Consider the following 18,401-nt stretch of genomic DNA (forward strand, 5'->3'; position numbering starts at 1 on the left):
GCTCATGCCTTCAATCCTGCGTGTAGATCCTGCAAGCGGCGCACGGTCTTCTCGGGACCGAACTTCAGTGCTTCGCAGATCGCTTCGCCAGCAGCAATGGTCGTGGTGCAGTAGATCTTGTGCTGCAGGGCATTGCGACGAATGGAATAGGAGTCGGCGATCGACTGGCGGCCTTCGGTGGTGTTGATGATCAGAGTGACTTCGTCATTCTTGATCATGTCGACCACGTGCGGACGGCCCTCGGTCACCTTGTTCACGCGGCGCACTTTCAGGCCTGCGGCTTCGATCAGCTTGGCAGTACCGGCAGTGGCAACCACTTCAAAGCCCAAGTTGATCAGATCACGGGCCACGCCCGCAACCAGCGGCTTGTCGTCGTCGCGGACGCTGATGAATGCAGTACCACCGGTCGGCAGCACTTCGCTGGCACCCATTTGCGCCTTGGCGAACGCTTCGCCGAAGGTGTCGCCCACGCCCATCACTTCGCCGGTGGACTTCATCTCAGGGCCGAGGATCGGGTCAACGCCAGGGAATTTGGCGAACGGGAACACCGCCTCTTTCACACTGTAGAAATTCGGGATGATTTCCTTGGTGAAACCCAACTCTTTCAGGGTTTTACCAGCCATCACGCGCGCAGCGATCATTGCCAGGGAAACACCGATGCACTTGGACACGAACGGTACGGTACGGGAAGCACGCGGGTTGACTTCGATAACGTAGATGTCTTCGCCTTGCAGCGCCAACTGTACGTTCATCAGACCGACCACGCCGAGCTCCAGGGCCATTTTCTTGACCTGTTCGCGCATCTCGTCCTGGATGTGCGCCGGCAGCGAGTACGGCGGCAGCGAGCACGCGGAGTCACCGGAGTGAACACCCGCCTGCTCGATGTGCTGCATGATCGCGCCGATCACCACGTCCTTGCCGTCGCAGACCGCATCCACGTCCATTTCAATGGCGCAGTTGAGGAAGTGATCCAGCAGCACCGGGCTGTCGTTGGACACTTGAACCGCTTCACGAAGGTAGCGCTTGAGCTCTTCTTCTTCGTAGACGATTTCCATCGCACGACCGCCCAACACGTAGGACGGACGCACCACCAGCGGGTAGCCGATCTTGGCAGCAGCACGAATCGCTTCATCTTCGCTGCGCACGGTGGCGTTTGGCGGCTGACGCAGGTTCAGGCGCTGGACCATTTGCTGGAAGCGCTCGCGGTCTTCGGCACGGTCGATGGCGTCAGGGCTGGTACCGATGATCGGCACACCGGCGGCTTCCAGGGCGCGAGCCAGTTTCAGCGGGGTCTGACCGCCGTACTGGACGATCACGCCTTTCGGCTTCTCGACGCGGACGATTTCCAGCACGTCTTCCAGGGTTACTGGTTCGAAGTACAGGCGATCGGAGGTGTCGTAGTCGGTGGAAACGGTTTCCGGGTTGCAGTTGACCATGATGGTCTCATAACCATCATCGCGCAGGGCCAGCGCCGCGTGTACGCAGCAGTAGTCGAACTCGATACCCTGGCCGATACGGTTCGGACCGCCGCCCAGGATCATGATCTTGTCGCGACCCGACGGCGCGGCTTCACACTCTTCTTCGTACGTCGAGTACAGGTAAGCAGTGTCCGTCGCGAACTCGGCGGCGCAGGTGTCGACGCGCTTGTAGACCGGGAACACTTCCACCTTGTGGCGATGAGCACGCAGGCTCTTCTCGGTCACGCCCAGCAGCTTGGCCAGACGCTGATCGGAGAAACCTTTGCGCTTGAGTCGGAACATCAGGTCGCGGTCGATGCTGGTCAGACCCAGGGTCTTGACCTTCTCCTCGTCCTTGATCAGATCTTCCATCTGCACCAGGAACCAAGGATCAATCATGGTCATGCCGAAGATGTCCTCAACGCTCATGCCGGCGCGCATTGCGTCCGCCACGTACCAGATACGCTCGGCACCGGGTACGGTCAGTTCGCGCTTGAGGATGCTCATGCTTTCCGGGTTGCTCAGGTCAACCTTCTCGTCCAGACCACAAACGCCCACTTCCAGGCCGCGCAGGGCTTTCTGCAGGGATTCCTGGAAAGTACGACCGATGGCCATGACTTCACCGACCGACTTCATTTGTGTGGTCAGGCGTGCGTCAGCCTTGGCGAATTTCTCGAAGGCGAAACGTGGCAGCTTGGTCACAACGTAGTCGATGGACGGCTCGAAGGACGCCGGGGTCTTGCCGCCGGTGATGTCGTTCGACAGTTCGTCCAGGGTGTAACCCACAGCCAGCTTGGCTGCGACCTTGGCGATCGGGAAACCGGTGGCTTTCGAAGCCAGTGCCGAGGAACGGGATACGCGCGGGTTCATCTCGATGACAACCATGCGGCCAGTGTTCGGGCAGATACCGAACTGGACGTTGGAACCACCGGTTTCCACGCCGATCTCGCGCAATACCGCCAGGGAGGCGTTACGCAGGATCTGGTATTCCTTGTCGGTCAGGGTCTGTGCTGGCGCCACGGTGATCGAGTCACCGGTGTGCACGCCCATCGGGTCGAAGTTTTCGATGGAGCAGACGATGATGCAGTTGTCCTTCTTATCGCGGACAACCTCCATCTCATACTCTTTCCAGCCGATCAGCGATTCGTCGATCAGCAGCTCTTTGGTTGGCGACAGGTCCAGACCACGGGCGCAGATTTCTTCGAACTCTTCACGGTTGTAAGCGATACCGCCACCGGTGCCGCCCATGGTGAAGGACGGACGAATGATGCACGGGAAGCCCAGCTTCTCGAGGACCGCGTTGGCCTCTTCCATGCTGTGGGCGATACCGGAACGCGGGCACGCCAGGCCGATGGACTTCATGGCCTTGTCGAAACGCGAACGGTCTTCAGCCTTGTCAATGGTGTCGGCGTTGGCGCCGATCATTTCCACGCCGAACTTCTCCAGAACGCCTTCGCGCTCCAGGTCCAGGGCGCAGTTCAGAGCAGTCTGGCCACCCATGGTCGGCAGCAGTGCGTCCGGACGCTCTTTCTCGATGATCTTGGCAACGGTCTGCCACTTGATCGGCTCGATGTAGGTGGCGTCGGCCATGGCCGGGTCGGTCATGATGGTGGCCGGGTTGGAGTTCACCAGGATGACGCGATAGCCCTCTTCGCGCAGGGCCTTACAGGCCTGGGCGCCGGAGTAGTCGAATTCGCAGGCCTGGCCGATTACGATCGGGCCAGCGCCGAGAATCAGGATGCTTTTAATGTCTGTACGTTTTGGCATGGGTTTGTCACTCAAATCCGCAGGTCAGTCGGCTAGCCGTCTTGTTCAATCTCTGAAGACTTGAGGGGGCCGCCGGTATCGGGACCGCCCTCAAGCTTTGCTACATCACGGCGAGCGATCAGCGTCGCTTGGCCATCTCATTGATGAAGCGATCGAACAGTGGCGCTACGTCGTTCGGGCCAGGGCTGGCTTCAGGGTGACCCTGGAAGCTGAAGGCGCTCTTGTCGGTACGCTCGATCCCTTGCAGGGTGCCGTCGAACAGCGATTTGTGGATCGCGCGGACGTTGGCTGGCAGGGTCGCTTCGTCAACCGCAAAACCGTGGTTCTGGCTGGTGATCATCACGACACCGGTATCCAGATCCTGGACCGGGTGGTTGGCACCGTGGTGGCCGTGGCCCATTTTCAGGGTCTTTGCGCCGGAGGCCAGGGCCAGCAACTGGTGACCGAGGCAGATACCGAACACCGGAATCTCGGTTTCCAGCACATCCTTGATCGCCTGGATCGCATAGTCGCAAGGCTCCGGATCACCTGGGCCGTTGGACAGGAACACGCCGTCCGGCTTCAGCGCCAGCACATCAGCCGCAGGGGTCTGAGCAGGCACCACGGTCACGCGGCAACCGCGCTCGACCAGCATGCGCAGGATGTTCACTTTGACGCCGTAGTCGTAGGCCACCACGTGATAGGGCAGCTCGGAAGCTTCAATGGTCGCGTGGCTGTCGGTTTTCAGATCCCAGACAGTCGAGCGCCACTCGTAGGTGTCCTTGGTGCTGACGACTTTCGCCAGGTCCATGCCTTTGAGACCAGGGAAGCCCTGGGCAGCGGCGACGGCGGCTTCTTCGGAAATGTTGTCACCGGCCATGATGCAGCCGTTCTGCGCGCCTTTTTCACGCAGGATGCGCGTCAGGCGGCGGGTGTCGATACCGGCGATTGCCACAACATTGTTGGCTTTCAGGTAGTCGGACAGGGACATCGTGTTACGCCAGTTGCTCGCTACCAGCGGCAGGTCACGGATAACCAGACCGGCGGACCAGACGCGGTTCGACTCGGCATCTTCCGGCGTGGTGCCGGTGTTGCCGATGTGCGGGTAAGTCAGGGTAACGATTTGTTGGGCGTAGGAAGGATCGGTAAGGATTTCCTGATAGCCGGTCATTGCGGTGTTGAACACCACCTCACCAACGGTTTGACCGTCGGCTCCAATGGCTTCGCCGCGAAAAATGCTGCCATCAGCAAGGGCGAGTATGGCTGGCTTAGTCAAGAAGACCTCCCGTAAATAAAGCCTGAAAGGGCGATCGCAGGTTGTAAAAAAGCGGAGTGACGTATGGACACATCACCCCGCTTCTTCACTGAATTATTCTGCGCGCTTTTAGTGGACACACTAAAGCTGTAGCTTACAGAAAAAGGCATTTTTGGTCTACCGCCAATGAGCCCGAAAGGCCGGAGAATGCGACAGGTCGTCGCTTGGCGGAGTAAAAACGGGCTCAAACGCTGGGTTTGAACCCGATTTCGGGCACATCTTAACGCAGGTCGAGTACGTCTTGCATGTCGTAAAGGCCTGGCTCGCGCCCATCCAGCCACAACGCGGCACGTACCGCGCCCTTGGCGAAGGTCATGCGACTGGACGCCTTGTGAGTGATCTCCACACGCTCGCCATCGGCAGCAAACAGCACGGTGTGATCACCGACGATGTCACCGGCACGCACAGTGGCGAAACCGATCGTTTCGCGCTCACGGGCACCGGTCTGCCCCTCACGACCGTAAACCGCCACCTTCTTCAGGTCACGACCCAACGCATCGGCGATCACTTCACCCATGCGCACCGCCGTTCCCGACGGCGCGTCGACTTTATGCCGATGGTGGGCTTCGGTGATCTCGATATCGACATCATCACCGAGCACACGAGCTGCAGTGTCGAGCAACTTCAGGCAGAGGTTTACACCGACGCTGAAGTTGGCCGCGAAGACGATCGGGATATCTTTGCCCGCCTCCGCCAGCAACTGCTTCTCTTCAACACTGAAACCGGTGGTGCCAATGATCATCGCCTTGCCGTGCTTGCGGCAGAAGACGAGATTCTTCAGGGTCACCGTCGGGTGCGTGAAGTCGATCAGCACGTCGAATTCGTCAACGACACGGTCCAGATCACCGGACAGCGGCACACCGATTCGGCCCAGCGCCGCCAGCTCTCCGGCATCGGCGCCGACCAGGGTGCTGTCAGGACGATCCACAGCCGCGGTCAGACCAGCGCCCGGCGCTTGATGCACCGCTTCGATCAGAGTCTTACCCATGCGCCCGGCGGCGCCCATCACAGCTATACGTCGCATGCCTGTCTCCTTACAAATCGCCGAAGAAGCGCTTCACGCCTTCGAACCAGCCCGTGGTTTTCGGGGAATGGCTGTTGTCATCCGCCAGCGAGCTGCGGAACTCTTCCAGCATTTCGCGCTGACGACGACTCAGGTTGACCGGTGTCTCGACTGCTACACGGCACATCAAGTCACCGGCACCGCCGCCACGCACAGGCGCGACGCCCTTGCCACGCACGCGGAATTGCTTGCCGGTCTGGGTGCCTTCAGGAATCTTCAGCTTGACCCGACCATCAAGGGTCGGAATCTCCAGCTCGCCACCCAGTGCCGCATCGACGAAACTGATCGGCACTTCACAGAACAGGTGCTTGCCGTCGCGCTGGAAGATCGAGTGCTCGCGCACATTGATCACCACGTACAGATCACCGGTCGGCCCACCCTGGGCACCCGCCTCGCCTTCACCGGACAAGCGAATGCGGTCGCCGGTATCGACACCGGCCGGCACTTTCACCGACAGGGTCTTGTATTCCTCGACACGACCTTCGCCATGGCAGGAATCGCACGGGTCGGAAATGATCTTGCCCTGGCCATGGCAGCGCGGGCAGGTCTGCTGCACCGAGAAGAAGCCTTGCTGCATGCGTACCTGGCCGATACCGCCACAGGTCGGACAGGTCACCGGCGAGGAGCCTTTCTTGGCACCCGAGCCGTCGCACGGCTTGCAGTTGACCAATGTCGGAACACGGATATTCACGGTCGTGCCGCGCACCGCTTCTTCCAGGTCCAGCTCCAGGGTGTAACGCAAATCACTGCCGCGCTGAGCACCGCCACGGGAACCACCGCGACCGCCACCGAAGAAGTCACTGAAGACATCGCCAAAGATGTCGGAGAAGTTCTGGCCACCGAAACCGGCACCGCCGCCACCCATGCTCGGGTCGACACCGGCATGGCCGTACTGGTCGTACGCCGCACGCTTGCTGGAATCGGACAGCACTTCGTAGGCCTCGTTGGCCTCCTTGAACATCTCTTCCGACGCTTTGTCATCGGGATTACGGTCCGGGTGGTGCTTCATCGCCAGGCGACGGTAGGCCTTTTTCAGGTCCGCCTCGCTTGAGCCCCGTTCAACACCCAATACTTCGTAATAGTCACGCTTTGCCATAAGTCTTTTGCACTCTTGAGGACGTTCGACAAACCTCTCCTGAGCCTCGCCGAACTCGTTGAGCCCCAATGCAGGCCCGGACCCAACTCACGTCAATTCAACGATCCTGGTCTTTGTTTCGATGCGGCACTTTCGGCTCGGAAAGCAGGAGCATTTCCGGCCATGCCACCAACATCCGAACGTTGTCGCATGCTGTAAAAATTCGCTAACTCCAGACACGCCAACGCGGGAGCAAGCTCCCGCGCGGCGACATCCTACCAGTCACCGCCTGAAGGCAGTCAACCGGCCGACCAACAACTTACTTGTGGTCTTTGACTTCTTCGAACTCGGCGTCGACGACGTCGTCAGCCTTCTCAGCCGATTCGCCTTGCGGTGCAGCACCTTCAGCTGGCTGCGCCTGCTCGGCGTACATTTTCTGAGCCACTGGCGCGGAAACCTTGGACAGTTCTTCAACCTTGGCTTCGATAGCGGCCTTGTCGTCGCCTTTTACAGCGGCTTCCAGGGCAACGACTGCGGCTTCGATTGCGGTCTTCTCTTCAGCGCTCACCTTGTCGCCAGCATCAGCGACCATTTTGCGCGTCGAGTGAACCAGTGCATCACCCTGGTTACGGGCAGCGGCCAGCTCTTCGAACTTGCGGTCTTCCTCGGCGTTGGCCTCGGCATCACGCACCATGCGCTCGATTTCTTCGTCGGACAGACCGGAGTTGGCCTTGATCACGATCGACTGAGTCTTGCCGGTAGCCTTGTCCTTGGCGCCTACGTGCAGAATGCCGTTGGCGTCGATGTCGAAGGTCACTTCGATTTGTGGCACACCACGTGGTGCTGGTGGAATCTCGGCCAGGTCGAACTTGCCCAGGGACTTGTTCTGCGCCGCTTGCTTACGCTCACCTTGCAGCACGTGAATGGTCACGGCGCCCTGGTTGTCGTCGGCAGTCGAGAACACTTGCGATTTCTTGGTAGGAATCGTGGTGTTTTTCTCGATCAGCGCAGTCATCACGCCACCCATGGTTTCGATACCCAGGGTCAGCGGGCTGACGTCCAGCAGCAGAACGTCTTTTACGTCGCCGGCCAGAACGGCACCCTGAATCGCAGCACCCATGGCAACGGCTTCGTCCGGGTTCACGTCTTTACGAGCTTCTTTACCGAAGAACTCGGTCACCAGTTTCTGAACCAGTGGCATACGGGTCTGACCACCGACCAGGATCACGTCGTTGATCGAGCCAACGTCGATACCGGAGTCTTTCAGCGCGATGCGGCAAGGTTCGATGGTGCGTTGAACCAGGTCTTCTACCAGCGCTTCCAGCTTGGCGCGGGAGATCTTCACGTTCAGGTGCTTAGGACCGGTGGCGTCTGCAGTGATGTACGGCAGGTTCACGTCGGTCGACTGAGCGGAAGACAGCTCGATCTTGGCTTTTTCAGCAGCTTCTTTCAGGCGCTGCATCGCCAGCGGGTCACCCTTGAGGTTCATGCCGCTTTCTTTCTTGAATTCGTCGACGAGGTAGTCGATCAGACGAATGTCGAAGTCTTCACCACCCAGGAAGGTGTCGCCGTTGGTGGCCAACACTTCGAACTGGTGCTCGCCATCGACTTCGGCGATTTCGATCACGGATACGTCGAAAGTACCGCCACCCAGGTCATAAACGATCACGGTGTGATCGCCCTTGGCCTTGTCCATACCGTACGCCAGAGCAGCCGCGGTTGGTTCGTTGATGATACGTTTAACGTCCAGGCCCGCGATGCGGCCGGCGTCTTTGGTGGCCTGACGCTGGCTGTCGTTGAAGTAGGCCGGAACGGTGATCACCGCTTCGGTCACTGGCTCGCCGAGATAGTCTTCGGCGGTCTTCTTCATTTTCTTCAGGATTTCAGCCGAGATTTGTGGCGGAGCCATTTTCTGGCCGTTCACTTCAACCCAGGCGTCGTTGTTGTCAGCCTTGACGATCTTGTAAGGGACCATCTGGATGTCTTTCTGTACGACTTCTTCTTCGAAGCGACGACCGATCAGACGCTTCACCGCGTACAAGGTGTTGTGCGGATTGGTCACGGCCTGACGCTTGGCGGACTGGCCAACCAGGATTTCGCCATCATTGGCGTAAGCGATGATCGACGGTGTGGTGCGCGCGCCTTCGGCGTTTTCAATAACTTTGGCTTTGCCGTTTTCCAGCACGGAGACGCAGGAGTTGGTAGTCCCCAGGTCGATACCGATAATTTTGCCCATGTTCACTCTCCCGAAACTTTGGATTTGGTTGCCGCAGCGGTTGTTGCCAACTGCGGTAGCACTTAAACGCTTGACTTCTAAATGGGGGCCTTGCGGCTAATTTCAAGCCTGCTCATCAATAGAAGGCGATACTGGCGCCGGAGCCTTGCTGACCACGACCATCGCCGGGCGCAGCAGGCGTCCGTTGAGCTGGTAGCCCTTCTGGAACACCTTGAGCACGCTGTTCGGCTCGAGGTCGGCGCTTTCCTGCATGGCCATGGCCTGGTGCAGGACGGCGTTGAATGGTTCGCCGTGCGGATCGATCGCTTCCAGCTGATAACGCTTCAGGGTGTCCTGGAACATTTTCAGGGTCAGCTCGATACCTTCGCGCATTGGACGGATGCTTTCGTCATCCGGGCTGGACAACTCCAGACCGCGCTCCAGGCTGTCAATGATCGGCAGCAGGTCGCCGGCGAATTTTTCCAGCGCGAATTTGTGAGCCTTTTCTACATCCTGCTCGGCGCGACGGCGGACGTTCTGCAGATCGGCGGCTACACGCAAAGCCTGATCCTGCGCACCTGCCAGTTGCTCTTCGAGCACTTGTACACGAGCCGCCAGGTCTTCACCCGAAGCCTCGGGCGCCTGGTTGGCGTCTGGATTTTGCGTATCCACTGTCTGTTCGTCAGCCATAGAATTCTCCTTTCAATATCGTCTGCGAGCCTGACTCGCGCTTCTGCCCAGCTATATGGGGCCGCAAAATGCAGCTTCAAGGGGCATCGATGCATTAACCCTACAAAAAACACCTGCATTGTCATTCCAGGACGCACTAAGGATTTCGTCGGATCAAGCGAATCGAGCTAACGAGGGGCATTGTCAGCCTGAAACAAAACACTGTATAAATAACCAGACCTAATGCCTGGGAGCGGCCTTTATGCTGGTGCACCTGTCCGTACACAACTACGCCATCGTTGAACATCTCGATCTCGAACTCGATCGCGGGATGAGCGTGATCACAGGCGAAACCGGCGCCGGCAAGTCGATCATGCTCGACGCGCTCGGCCTGACCCTTGGCGATCGCGCAGACAGCGGCGTGGTTCGACCCGGCGCAGACAAGGCCGACATCCTGGCGACCTTCGACCTGGTCGACATCCCGGAAGCCAGCGCCTGGCTGGCCGAACGCGACCTCGAGAACGATGGCCCGTGCATCCTGCGCCGGGTCATTACCGCCGAAGGACGCTCGCGCGGCTATATAAACGGCACCCCCTGTCCCTTGGGCGACCTCAAGGCGCTGGGCGAACTGCTGATCGATATCCACAGCCAGCACGAACACCAATCCCTGCTCAAGACCGACACCCACCGCCGCCTGCTCGACGAGTACGCCGGTGCGACCGACCTTGCCCGCCAGGTACAGCTGGCTGCCCAACGCTGGCGCCAGACCCGCCAGGAACTGGAGCGGCTCTCCAACTCGGGCGACGAACAGCGCGCCCGCCACCAACTGCTCAGCTATCAGCTCGAAGAGCTGGAAAACCTGGGCCTGGGGGACAACGAACTGGAGCAGCTGGAGCAGGAACACAAGAACCTGACCAATGCCGAAACCCTTCTGGGCATCTGCCGGCAAGTGGTCGAGCAATGCAGCGAAAGTGATTCCGGCAACGTGCTGAACGCCCTGACCGCCAGCCTCAACCGTCTTTCGAGCGTGAACAACTCGATCGGCGCGCTGGGTGAGGCCAGCAGCCTGCTGACCAGTGCGCAGATCCAGGTAGAAGAAGCGGTAGGCGAGCTGAATCGCTTCCTCGACAACTTCGACGCCGATCCATCGCGCCTTCAATATCTGGAGGAGCGCCTCGACTCGATTTACACCCTGGCGCGCAAACATCGCATTCAGCCGACCGAAGTCGCCGAGATGCAACAAAAGCTGCTGGATGAAATCGAAACCCTGAACGCCAACGACGAATCCATCGAGCGCCTGAGCGACGAGCTGTCGTCCTACGCCCGCCACTACCAGGAAAAGGCCCGCGAACTGAGCGATTTGCGTCACCAGGCCTCCACCAGCCTGGCCAGCGCAGTGGAACAGGAAATCCAGCGCCTGGGGATGCCTGGGGGGCGCTTCACCATCGAACTGCGCCCCAACAGCGGAGACGAACTGCTGCCTAACGGGCTCGAGCAGGTCGAGCTGCTGGTCAGCGCCAACCCAGGGCAGCCATTGAAGGCCCTGGCGAAAGTCGCATCCGGCGGCGAGCTGTCACGGATCAGCCTGGCCATCCAGGTGATCACCGCACAAACCTCTCGCGTGCCGACCCTGGTGTTCGACGAAGTGGACGTGGGCATTGGCGGCCCGACGGCCGAGATCGTCGGCCAGTTGTTGCGTCGGCTCGGAGAGCGCGGGCAGGTTCTGACCGTGACTCACTTGCCACAAGTAGCAGCGCAGGGTCATCAGCACTTGTTTGTGCACAAAGTACGAGGTGAAGATGCCACCCGTACTGCCGTCTCAAAACTAAGCAAGAATGACCGTGTCGAAGAGGTGGCTCGGATGCTGGGCGGCATCGATCTCACCAAGGAATCCCTGGCTCACGCCAAAAAAATGGTGGTTGCTGCAAAAGCCTAAGTCGATGCAGAAAGCACGAAGGCGACCCTGGGGTCGCCTTCGTTCGTTTCGCGAACCTTGCGTTCGCGCGACATGCTTACTTTTTCTTGCGCACGTACAGCACCAGATTGTGATCAACCATCTCGAAGCCATACTTGTCGACGATTGCTTTCTGCAGGCGCTCGATTTCTTCGTCGAAGAATTCGATCACTTCACTGGTCTCGACGTTGACCATATGGTCGTGATGCTTGCCGTCGTCCAGCTCGAAGACCGCATGGCCCCCGTCGAAGTTGTGCCGCACCACAAGGCCAGCTGCCTCGAACTGAGTCAGTACACGGTAAACCGTGGCCAGACCGACGTCCTCGCCAGCCTCCATCAGTGCCTTGTAGACATCCTCGGCACTCATGTGGCGTTGCTCGGCGGAATCGAGCATTTGCAGAATCTTGACCCGTGGCAGGGTCACTTTGAGGCCGGCTTTGCGTAGTTCGCTATTTTCAACCATGGTCAGCTTTCTCGCGATGCTGCTTCGCAGCTTCTCTTAATGCGGGTATGATCGGCGTTTACGTTGTCCCAGCCAAGATAGTGGAAGTCGCCCACCGATGCAAAACACCAAGCTCTTGCTAACCAGTTTCACCTTTGTGGGACTGCTCGCACTCGCCGGTTGTTCATTCCCCGGGGTTTACAAAATCGACATCCAGCAGGGCAATGTCGTCACGCAGGACATGATAGACCAGTTACGCCCGGGAATGACCCGTAAGCAAGTAAGGTTTATCATGGGCAACCCTCTGTTGACCGACACGTTCCATGCCGATCGCTGGGATTACCTGTACAGCCTGCAACCAGGGGGCGGTGAACGCCAACAGGAACGCATTAGCGTTATCTTCAACCCAAATGATCAACTTGTCAGCCTCTCTGGTGATTTCATGCCAGGCGTGAGCCGTGACGAGGCCATTCTCGGCAAGGACAGTGGCACTACCGTGACCGCGCCAGCTGAAAACGTCGAGAAGCCGAAACCGGAAAAACCGGTCAAGCCAGGTTCGTTGCTGGATCAGATCCAGAAGGAAGTGGACGGTGTAGAAACTGTTCCGGTTCCAACTCCAGAACCACTGGACACCTCGCCGCAATAATTTGCGACGCAATAAAAAACCCGGCATGTCCGGGTTTTTTATTGTCTGGCCGTAACACTCACTGATTCCGGGCCTTGGCTTCGGCCGCTTTGGCTGCACGCAACCGACGAACTTCCTTCGGATCCGCCAGCAAAGGCCGGTAAATCTCGATTCGATCCCCAGACTGGACGGGACGGTTGCCGGGATCGACGATCACCTTGCCGAAGATCCCAACGGGACATGTGGCCAAATCCAGCTCCGGAAACGATTGGCCAATCCCGGATTGCAGCAACGCCGCCCGAATGCTTGTTCCTGGCGGTACCTTCACCGACAAAAGCACCTGCCGATCAACAGCGGCATAGACCACTTCGACCTCGATCACTGCCTCAACCATGTATTTGCTTGGCCCGCTGACAGAACGCATCCACCAACGTGTTGGCCGCCTGATTGAACAACGGCCCCAAGGTCGCGCGAACAATGGGACCGGCGTAATCAAACGACAGGTCCAGGCTGATCTTGCAGGCCTTTTCAGTCAAAGCCTTGAATACCCAAATGCCATGCAGCTGAGTGAACGGGCCTTCTTCGAGGTTCATCTCGATCGACTTCCCGGGAACCAGGGTATTACGCGTCACGAAATGCTGGCTGAGCCCTCCCTTCGCCACACCGACGCTGGCTCGCATATGCTCGGGCGAGCTTTCCAGCACTTCGGCAGATGAACACCACGGCAGGAACTCAGGGTATCGCGCCACGTCGTTGACCAGGTCAAATAGGGCTTGCGCCGGGTACGGCAACAAAGCCGAACGTGAAATGTGTGTCGTCATGTCAGCGTCATTTCCACAGCTGGGCGGCAAACACTACAAGAATGCCGATGGGCGCCACATAGCGCATCAAGAACAAAGACAGGGCGAACAACGCAGGGTTGCGGATCGACAATTCGTCGCGCACCACCTCCCGGTTCATCACCCAGCCCGCGAACACCACGAAACACAAACCACCGAGTGGCAACATGATCCGCGAAGTGAAGAAATCGATCACACCGAAGAAATCCAGGCCGCTCGCCGCTCCCCATTGGTAGAGGTGGAACGAACCGCCTTCGTTCACGAAAAACTTGGCCTGCTTCCAGATATTGAACGAAAACACCGTGCCCAGGCCGACAAACCAGCAGGTGAATGCCAGCCAGAAGGTCACCCAGGCGCGGCTGATTTTTGTCCGTTCGACCAGGTACGCCACCATCGGCTCGAGCAACGAGATCGCCGAACTCCAGGCCGCAATCGCCACCAACACAAAGAACACTACGCCCATCAACTGACCGAACGCTACGTTACCGAAGGCAAACGGCAGGCTGACAAACATCAGCCCGGGACCTTCGCTCGGGTTCAGACCCGCGGCGAACACGATCGGGAACAGTGCCAGGCCGGCCACCAGGGAAACAAAAGTGTCGAGCAGCGCCACGCCAACGATTGTCCCGGAAATAGACGAACTCTTCGGCATGTAAGCGCCGTAGATCATGATCGAACCAACGCCCACGCTCAGGGAAAAGAACGCGTGCCCCATGGCCGGCAACAGACCGTCAAGGACTTTTTCCGGATGGAAGTCGAACATGAAATGCACGCCCTCCATGAAATGCCCGGTGGTCATGCTGTACCCCAGCAACACAATCACCATCACAAACAGCAACGGCATCATGATGCGCAAGCTGCGCTCCAGCCCGGCAACCACGCCCCTGGCGATCACAACCGCCGACAGCAGCATGAAAATCGTGTGCCAAAGTGTCAGGCGCCACGGGTCGGCAATGACATTACCAAAGTACGCACCCACCTGATCGGGTGTCGCCCCCTGAAAGTCGCCACGCCCCATGTCGATGATGTAATCGAGCGACCAGCCGCCAACCACACTGTAGAAAGACAGGATCAGCAACGCCGTGATCATCCCGGCGAAGGCCCCCCAGGACCATTTCGCCGAATGCCCCGCTTCCAGCGCCAGCACCTTCAAGGCGTTGGCCGGACTTTGCCGCGCCCGCCGACCGATCAGGGTTTCTGCCAACATGACCGGGATACCGATCAGCGCGATACAGGCCAGGAACATCAACACGAAGGCGCCGCCACCATAGACGCCGACCATGTACGGAAATTTCCAGATGCTGCCCAGTCCCACGGCAGAACCGGTCGCGGCGAGTATGAAAACCCAGCGGCTAGCCCAACTGCCGTGGACAGAAACCTTGTCTGTCGACATCAATATTACGACCGAGCGTTCAAAAAAAGAGCGCGCATTGTCCGGGATTCAATCAACCTGCTCAAGCACGCAGCATCACCGTAGCCGACTCGCTTGCAACTCCCTATAATGCCGCCCCTATGGCTAAACAGAAGAAACACCCCACAGGGACCATCGCGCAAAATAAAAAGGCGCGACACGATTACTTCATCGAACATCGGTTCGAGGCTGGTCTGGTCCTGGCCGGCTGGGAAGTAAAAAGTTTGCGGGCAAGCAAGCTGCAACTGGTTGACAGTTACGTACTGCTCAAGGACGGCGAAGCCTGGCTGCTCGGCAGCCACATCACGCCGCTGACGACCGCCAGCACCCACGTCATTGCCGATCCGACCCGCACCCGTAAATTGCTGCTCAACCGCCGCGAGCTGGATAAGCTGTCCGCAGCCGTACAGCAAAAAGGTTACGCCTGCGTGTGCCTGTCCTGGTACTGGAGCAAGCACATGGTCAAGTGCGAAATCGCTCTGGGCAAGGGCAAGAAGGAATACGACAAGCGTGATACCGAGCGCGAACGCGATGCCGGTCGCGAGCTGCAGCGTGCGGTGCGGAACAAGGGTAAGGAAGACTGATATTCGATCTTCTGGCCTGACCGCGACTACTGTGGCGAGGGAGCTTGCTCCCGCTCGGCTGCGAAGCAGCCGCAATCTGGCAAATACGCTCTGTATCTAGAAGTGTAGTGGCTGGTAAAAGGGGCCGCTCCGCGCCCCAGCGGGAGCAAGCTCCCTCGCCACAGAATACCTCTACATCCCCTTGCGCCGCTCCGCCCGGGCCACGCGCTGCACTTCCTGACGCACTTCTTCCAGCACTTCCTGCACATACAGAATGTGGCGACTGGAGACTTCCCGCGCGTACTCCGCCCTGCCTTCGATAATCGCCAGATACAATTCCCGGTGCTGCGTGATCAGCATGTCGCGGGTTTCAGTGCGCTGTTTGTACATGCCGCCAATGTTGGTGACCACGTTGCGCTTGAGCAGGTCGAACAAGCCGCGAATGGTGTGCAGCAGCACCGCGTTGTGGCTCGCCTCGGCAATCGCCAGATGGAATTTTGCATCCGCCGCGCCTTCTTCCGCCCGACTGACCTCATCGTGCCGCGAATAACAGTCCTGCAACTCATTGAATGCCGCAGTCAGTCGCTCGCGATCAACATCCGTGGCACGTAAGGCGGCGTAGTAAGCGCAGGACGCTTCCAGCGTATGGCGAAATTCCAACAGATCACGCTGAGCCTCGGGATTGCTTTCCAGCAATTGCAGCAGTGGATCACTGAAGGTCGTGCCCAGGGACTCCACCACATAGTTGCCGCCACCCTGGCGACTGACCAGCAAACCCTTGGCGACCAGTTTCTGAATGGCTTCGCGCAACGAAGGGCGTGACACACCGAACTGCTCGGCCAATGCCCGTTCGGCCGGCAGACGCTCTCCGGCCTTCAGCGTGCCTTCGAGGATCATGCCCTCCAGCTGCTCGACAATATCGTCAGACAAACGGCGCTGACGAATCTGATCAAACCCCATAACTCGATTTCTCCACGACCCGACGGCTCGCCGGGCCTCTATTCTGGCCCATTCGCGCCGTGTCGGCACCTGTTGCCAAGCATTTAACCCTCAGGCCCGAACGCCCTGATGGATCACGCATTCGACAAAAGTTTTAGGGCGGCAAATTGACACACCGCCTACAAGGCTTTTACCCTAGCCAACAGCGATTGTAAATTGGTCTTACCAATTATCCAAGAACGCTGATCAGTGCCTGACCAACAACAATTAGGGGCCACCCCATATGCAAACTTGGCAACAGCTCTACAGCCCACTCGGCAGCCTCGGTTTATCCGCGCTCGCAGCCGTCATCCCCATCGTGTTTTTCTTTCTGGCCCTGGCCGTGTTCCGCCTCAAAGGGCACGTGGCCGGCAGCATCACCCTGGCCTTGTCGATTTTGGTGGCAATCTTTGCCTTCCAGATGCCGGTCGACATGGCATTCGCCGCCGCGGGATATGGCTTCGCTTACGGTCTGTGGCCGATCGCCTGGATCATCGTCGCCGCCGTATTCCTCTACAAACTGACGGTCAAGAGCGGCCAGTTCGAAGTGATCCGCAGCTCGGTGCTGTCGATTACCGACGACCAACGTCTGCAAGTGCTGCTGATCGGCTTTTGCTTCGGCGCCTTCCTCGAAGGTGCAGCCGGTTTCGGCGCGCCGGTAGCGATTACCGCCGCGTTGCTGGTAGGGCTGGGCTTCAACCCGCTGTACGCCGCAGGCCTGTGCCTGATCGCGAACACCGCGCCGGTGGCCTTCGGCGCCCTGGGCATTCCGATCATCGTTGCCGGGCAAGTGACAGGCATCGACGCGTTCAAGATCGGCGCCATGACCGGCCGTCAACTGCCGCTGCTGTCGTTGTTCGTGCCGTTCTGGCTGGTGTTCATGATGGATGGCCTGCGTGGCGTGCGCGAAACCTGGCCTGCTGCATTGGTCGCCGGTTTGAGCTTTGCCGTGACCCAGTACTTCACCTCGAACTTCATCGGCCCGGAACTGCCGGACATTACTTCGGCCCTGGCCAGCCTGGTTTCCCTGACACTGTTCCTGAAAGTCTGGCAGCCGAAACGCGCCGCCGGCCAACACATCGTCGGCGCCGTATCCGCCTCTGTGGTGAGCGCCAGTACCGGTGGTTTCGGCCAGAAGCGCACGACCGTGGCTTCGCCTTACAGCCTGGGGGAAATCATCAAGGCCTGGTCGCCGTTCCTGATCCTCACCGTATTGGTCACCATCTGGACCCTGAAGCCGTTCAAGGCCATGTTTGCCGCCGGCGGCTCCATGTACAGCTGGGTGTTCAACTTCGCCATTCCGCACCTGGACCAGATGGTGATCAAAGTCGCACCGATCGTGGCCAATCCGACCGCCATCCCGGCCGTGTTCAAGCTTGACCCGATTTCCGCGACCGGTACGGCGATTTTCTTCTCGGCATTGATTTCGATGCTGGTTCTGAAGATCAACCTCAGAACTGGTCTGACCACTTTGAAAGAGACCTTCTACGAACTGCGCTGGCCGATTCTGTCCATCGGCATGGTGTTGGCTTTCGCCTTCGTCACCAACTTCTCGGGCATGTCGTCGACCATGGCCCTGGTGTTGGCCGGCACTGGCGCAGCCTTCCCGTTCTTCTCGCCGTTCCTTGGCTGGCTGGGCGTGTTCCTGACCGGTTCCGACACCTCGTCCAACGCACTGTTCGGCTCGTTGCAAGCGACCACTGCACATCAGATCGGTGTCAACGACACCTTGCTGGTGGCGGCTAACACCAGCGGCGGCGTGACCGGCAAGATGATCTCGCCACAATCGATCGCCGTGGCCTGCGCCGCGACCGGCCTGGTGGGCAAGGAATCGGATCTGTTCCGCTTCACGCTCAAGCACAGCCTGTTCTTTGCAACCATCGTCGGCCTGATCACCCTGGCTCAGGCCTACTGGTTCACCGGCATGCTGGTGCACTGAGTACTACCCGCCGCATAGAAAAAACCGACGCCGGACCACGACTCCGGCGTCAGCTATTCACAACCCGGTCTGTAAGGCTGCTGAAAGCATCTTTCTCTATATTCAGCAGC

Annotated in this window: 15 protein-coding genes; 4 read left to right on the plus strand and 11 right to left on the minus strand. The window is 59.0% G+C overall.

Going from position 1 to position 18,401, the window contains the following annotated elements; translation table 11 throughout:
• Positions 1–2: 2 nt before the first annotated feature.
• From carB to grpE, 6 genes are all read right to left on the minus strand, one after another.
• Positions 3–3,224, minus strand: coding sequence for a carbamoyl-phosphate synthase large subunit (gene carB / locus CKW21_RS11115; RefSeq protein ID WP_095194003.1), 3,222 nt, complete (start codon positions 3,222–3,224; stop codon positions 3–5).
• Positions 3,225–3,342: 118 nt separating this feature from the next.
• Complete coding sequence (gene carA / locus CKW21_RS11120) at positions 3,343–4,479, minus strand: glutamine-hydrolyzing carbamoyl-phosphate synthase small subunit (RefSeq protein WP_095194004.1); 1,137 nt, start codon at positions 4,477–4,479, stop codon at positions 3,343–3,345.
• A 259-nt stretch (positions 4,480–4,738) separates the two neighbouring features.
• Positions 4,739–5,542 carry a 4-hydroxy-tetrahydrodipicolinate reductase gene (gene dapB / locus CKW21_RS11125; RefSeq protein WP_095194005.1) on the minus strand — a complete coding sequence of 268 codons (804 nt, stop codon included), beginning with the start codon at positions 5,540–5,542 and terminating at the stop codon, positions 4,739–4,741.
• Between the two features lie 10 nt (positions 5,543–5,552).
• The gene (gene dnaJ / locus CKW21_RS11130) at positions 5,553–6,677 is read right to left on the minus strand and encodes a molecular chaperone DnaJ (RefSeq protein WP_007973132.1); all 1,125 of its coding nucleotides are present in this window, start codon (positions 6,675–6,677) and stop codon (positions 5,553–5,555) included.
• Between the two features lie 298 nt (positions 6,678–6,975).
• The gene (gene dnaK / locus CKW21_RS11135) at positions 6,976–8,892 is read right to left on the minus strand and encodes a molecular chaperone DnaK (protein WP_095194006.1); all 1,917 of its coding nucleotides are present in this window, start codon (positions 8,890–8,892) and stop codon (positions 6,976–6,978) included.
• Between the two features lie 102 nt (positions 8,893–8,994).
• Positions 8,995–9,561, minus strand: coding sequence for a nucleotide exchange factor GrpE (gene grpE / locus CKW21_RS11140; RefSeq protein WP_095194007.1), 567 nt, complete (start codon positions 9,559–9,561; stop codon positions 8,995–8,997).
• 241 nt (positions 9,562–9,802) lie between these two features.
• Between grpE and recN the strand changes: the two genes are divergently transcribed.
• Positions 9,803–11,476 carry a DNA repair protein RecN gene (gene recN, locus CKW21_RS11145; protein WP_095194008.1) on the plus strand — a complete coding sequence of 558 codons (1,674 nt, stop codon included), beginning with the start codon at positions 9,803–9,805 and terminating at the stop codon, positions 11,474–11,476.
• Between the two features lie 76 nt (positions 11,477–11,552).
• On the opposite strand, the gene fur is transcribed toward recN, so the two are convergent.
• On the minus strand, positions 11,553–11,957 hold the full coding sequence (fur, locus tag CKW21_RS11150) for a ferric iron uptake transcriptional regulator (protein WP_003197684.1): 405 nt from the start codon (positions 11,955–11,957) through the stop codon (positions 11,553–11,555).
• Between the two features lie 97 nt (positions 11,958–12,054).
• Here fur and CKW21_RS11155 point away from each other — a divergent pair, with 97 nt between their 5' ends.
• Positions 12,055–12,582: an outer membrane protein assembly factor BamE gene (locus CKW21_RS11155; protein WP_095194009.1), complete on the plus strand. Its 528-nt coding sequence runs from the start codon at positions 12,055–12,057 to the stop codon at positions 12,580–12,582.
• Between the two features lie 58 nt (positions 12,583–12,640).
• On the opposite strand, the gene CKW21_RS11160 is transcribed toward CKW21_RS11155, so the two are convergent.
• The 3 genes from CKW21_RS11160 to CKW21_RS11170 are packed head-to-tail and all read right to left on the minus strand — an operon-like array spanning position 12,641 to position 14,793.
• Positions 12,641–12,955 (minus strand): RnfH family protein, encoded by a 315-nt coding sequence (locus CKW21_RS11160; RefSeq protein WP_095194010.1) that lies wholly within the window; start codon positions 12,953–12,955, stop codon positions 12,641–12,643.
• Positions 12,948–13,382: a type II toxin-antitoxin system RatA family toxin gene (locus CKW21_RS11165; protein ID WP_095194011.1), complete on the minus strand. Its 435-nt coding sequence runs from the start codon at positions 13,380–13,382 to the stop codon at positions 12,948–12,950. Before CKW21_RS11165 ends, CKW21_RS11160 begins: the two co-directional genes overlap by 8 nt.
• A 7-nt stretch (positions 13,383–13,389) precedes the next feature.
• Positions 13,390–14,793 (minus strand): sodium-dependent transporter, encoded by a 1,404-nt coding sequence (locus CKW21_RS11170; protein ID WP_095194012.1) that lies wholly within the window; start codon positions 14,791–14,793, stop codon positions 13,390–13,392.
• Positions 14,794–14,912: 119 nt separating this feature from the next.
• Between CKW21_RS11170 and smpB the strand changes: the two genes are divergently transcribed.
• Entirely contained in the window at positions 14,913–15,395 is a 483-nt protein-coding gene (gene smpB / locus CKW21_RS11175; RefSeq protein WP_090315874.1) for an SsrA-binding protein SmpB, read from the plus strand.
• Positions 15,396–15,566: 171 nt separating this feature from the next.
• On the opposite strand, the gene CKW21_RS11180 is transcribed toward smpB, so the two are convergent.
• Positions 15,567–16,334: a GntR family transcriptional regulator gene (locus tag CKW21_RS11180; RefSeq protein ID WP_095194013.1), complete on the minus strand. Its 768-nt coding sequence runs from the start codon at positions 16,332–16,334 to the stop codon at positions 15,567–15,569.
• 262 nt (positions 16,335–16,596) lie between these two features.
• Here CKW21_RS11180 and CKW21_RS11185 point away from each other — a divergent pair, with 262 nt between their 5' ends.
• Positions 16,597–18,291, plus strand: coding sequence for a lactate permease LctP family transporter (locus CKW21_RS11185; RefSeq protein ID WP_095194014.1), 1,695 nt, complete (start codon positions 16,597–16,599; stop codon positions 18,289–18,291).
• Positions 18,292–18,401 lie beyond the last annotated feature (110 nt).

It is taken from the genome of Pseudomonas sp. Irchel 3A7, from assembly GCF_900187565.1.
In the GTDB taxonomy this organism is placed as follows: domain Bacteria; phylum Pseudomonadota; class Gammaproteobacteria; order Pseudomonadales; family Pseudomonadaceae; genus Aquipseudomonas.

Bases quoted from the DNA above. Each gene is read 5' to 3' on its own strand.
- carB (WP_095194003.1), bottom strand. From the start codon at position 3,224: ATGCCAAAACGTACAGACATTAAAAGCATCCTGATTCTCGGCGCTGGC.
- dapB (WP_095194005.1), bottom strand. From the start codon at position 5,542: ATGCGACGTATAGCTGTGATGGGCGCCGCCGGGCGCATGGGTAAGACT.
- dnaJ (WP_007973132.1), bottom strand. From the start codon at position 6,677: ATGGCAAAGCGTGACTATTACGAAGTATTGGGTGTTGAACGGGGCTCA.
- dnaK (WP_095194006.1), bottom strand. From the start codon at position 8,892: ATGGGCAAAATTATCGGTATCGACCTGGGGACTACCAACTCCTGCGTC.
- grpE (WP_095194007.1), bottom strand. From the start codon at position 9,561: ATGGCTGACGAACAGACAGTGGATACGCAAAATCCAGACGCCAACCAG.
- recN (WP_095194008.1), top strand. From the start codon at position 9,803: ATGCTGGTGCACCTGTCCGTACACAACTACGCCATCGTTGAACATCTC.
- fur (WP_003197684.1), bottom strand. From the start codon at position 11,957: ATGGTTGAAAATAGCGAACTACGCAAAGCCGGCCTCAAAGTGACCCTG.
- CKW21_RS11155 (WP_095194009.1), top strand. From the start codon at position 12,055: ATGCAAAACACCAAGCTCTTGCTAACCAGTTTCACCTTTGTGGGACTG.
- CKW21_RS11160 (WP_095194010.1), bottom strand. From the start codon at position 12,955: ATGGTTGAGGCAGTGATCGAGGTCGAAGTGGTCTATGCCGCTGTTGAT.
- CKW21_RS11165 (WP_095194011.1), bottom strand. From the start codon at position 13,382: ATGACGACACACATTTCACGTTCGGCTTTGTTGCCGTACCCGGCGCAA.
- CKW21_RS11170 (WP_095194012.1), bottom strand. From the start codon at position 14,793: ATGTCGACAGACAAGGTTTCTGTCCACGGCAGTTGGGCTAGCCGCTGG.
- smpB (WP_090315874.1), top strand. From the start codon at position 14,913: ATGGCTAAACAGAAGAAACACCCCACAGGGACCATCGCGCAAAATAAA.
- CKW21_RS11180 (WP_095194013.1), bottom strand. From the start codon at position 16,334: ATGGGGTTTGATCAGATTCGTCAGCGCCGTTTGTCTGACGATATTGTC.
- CKW21_RS11185 (WP_095194014.1), top strand. From the start codon at position 16,597: ATGCAAACTTGGCAACAGCTCTACAGCCCACTCGGCAGCCTCGGTTTA.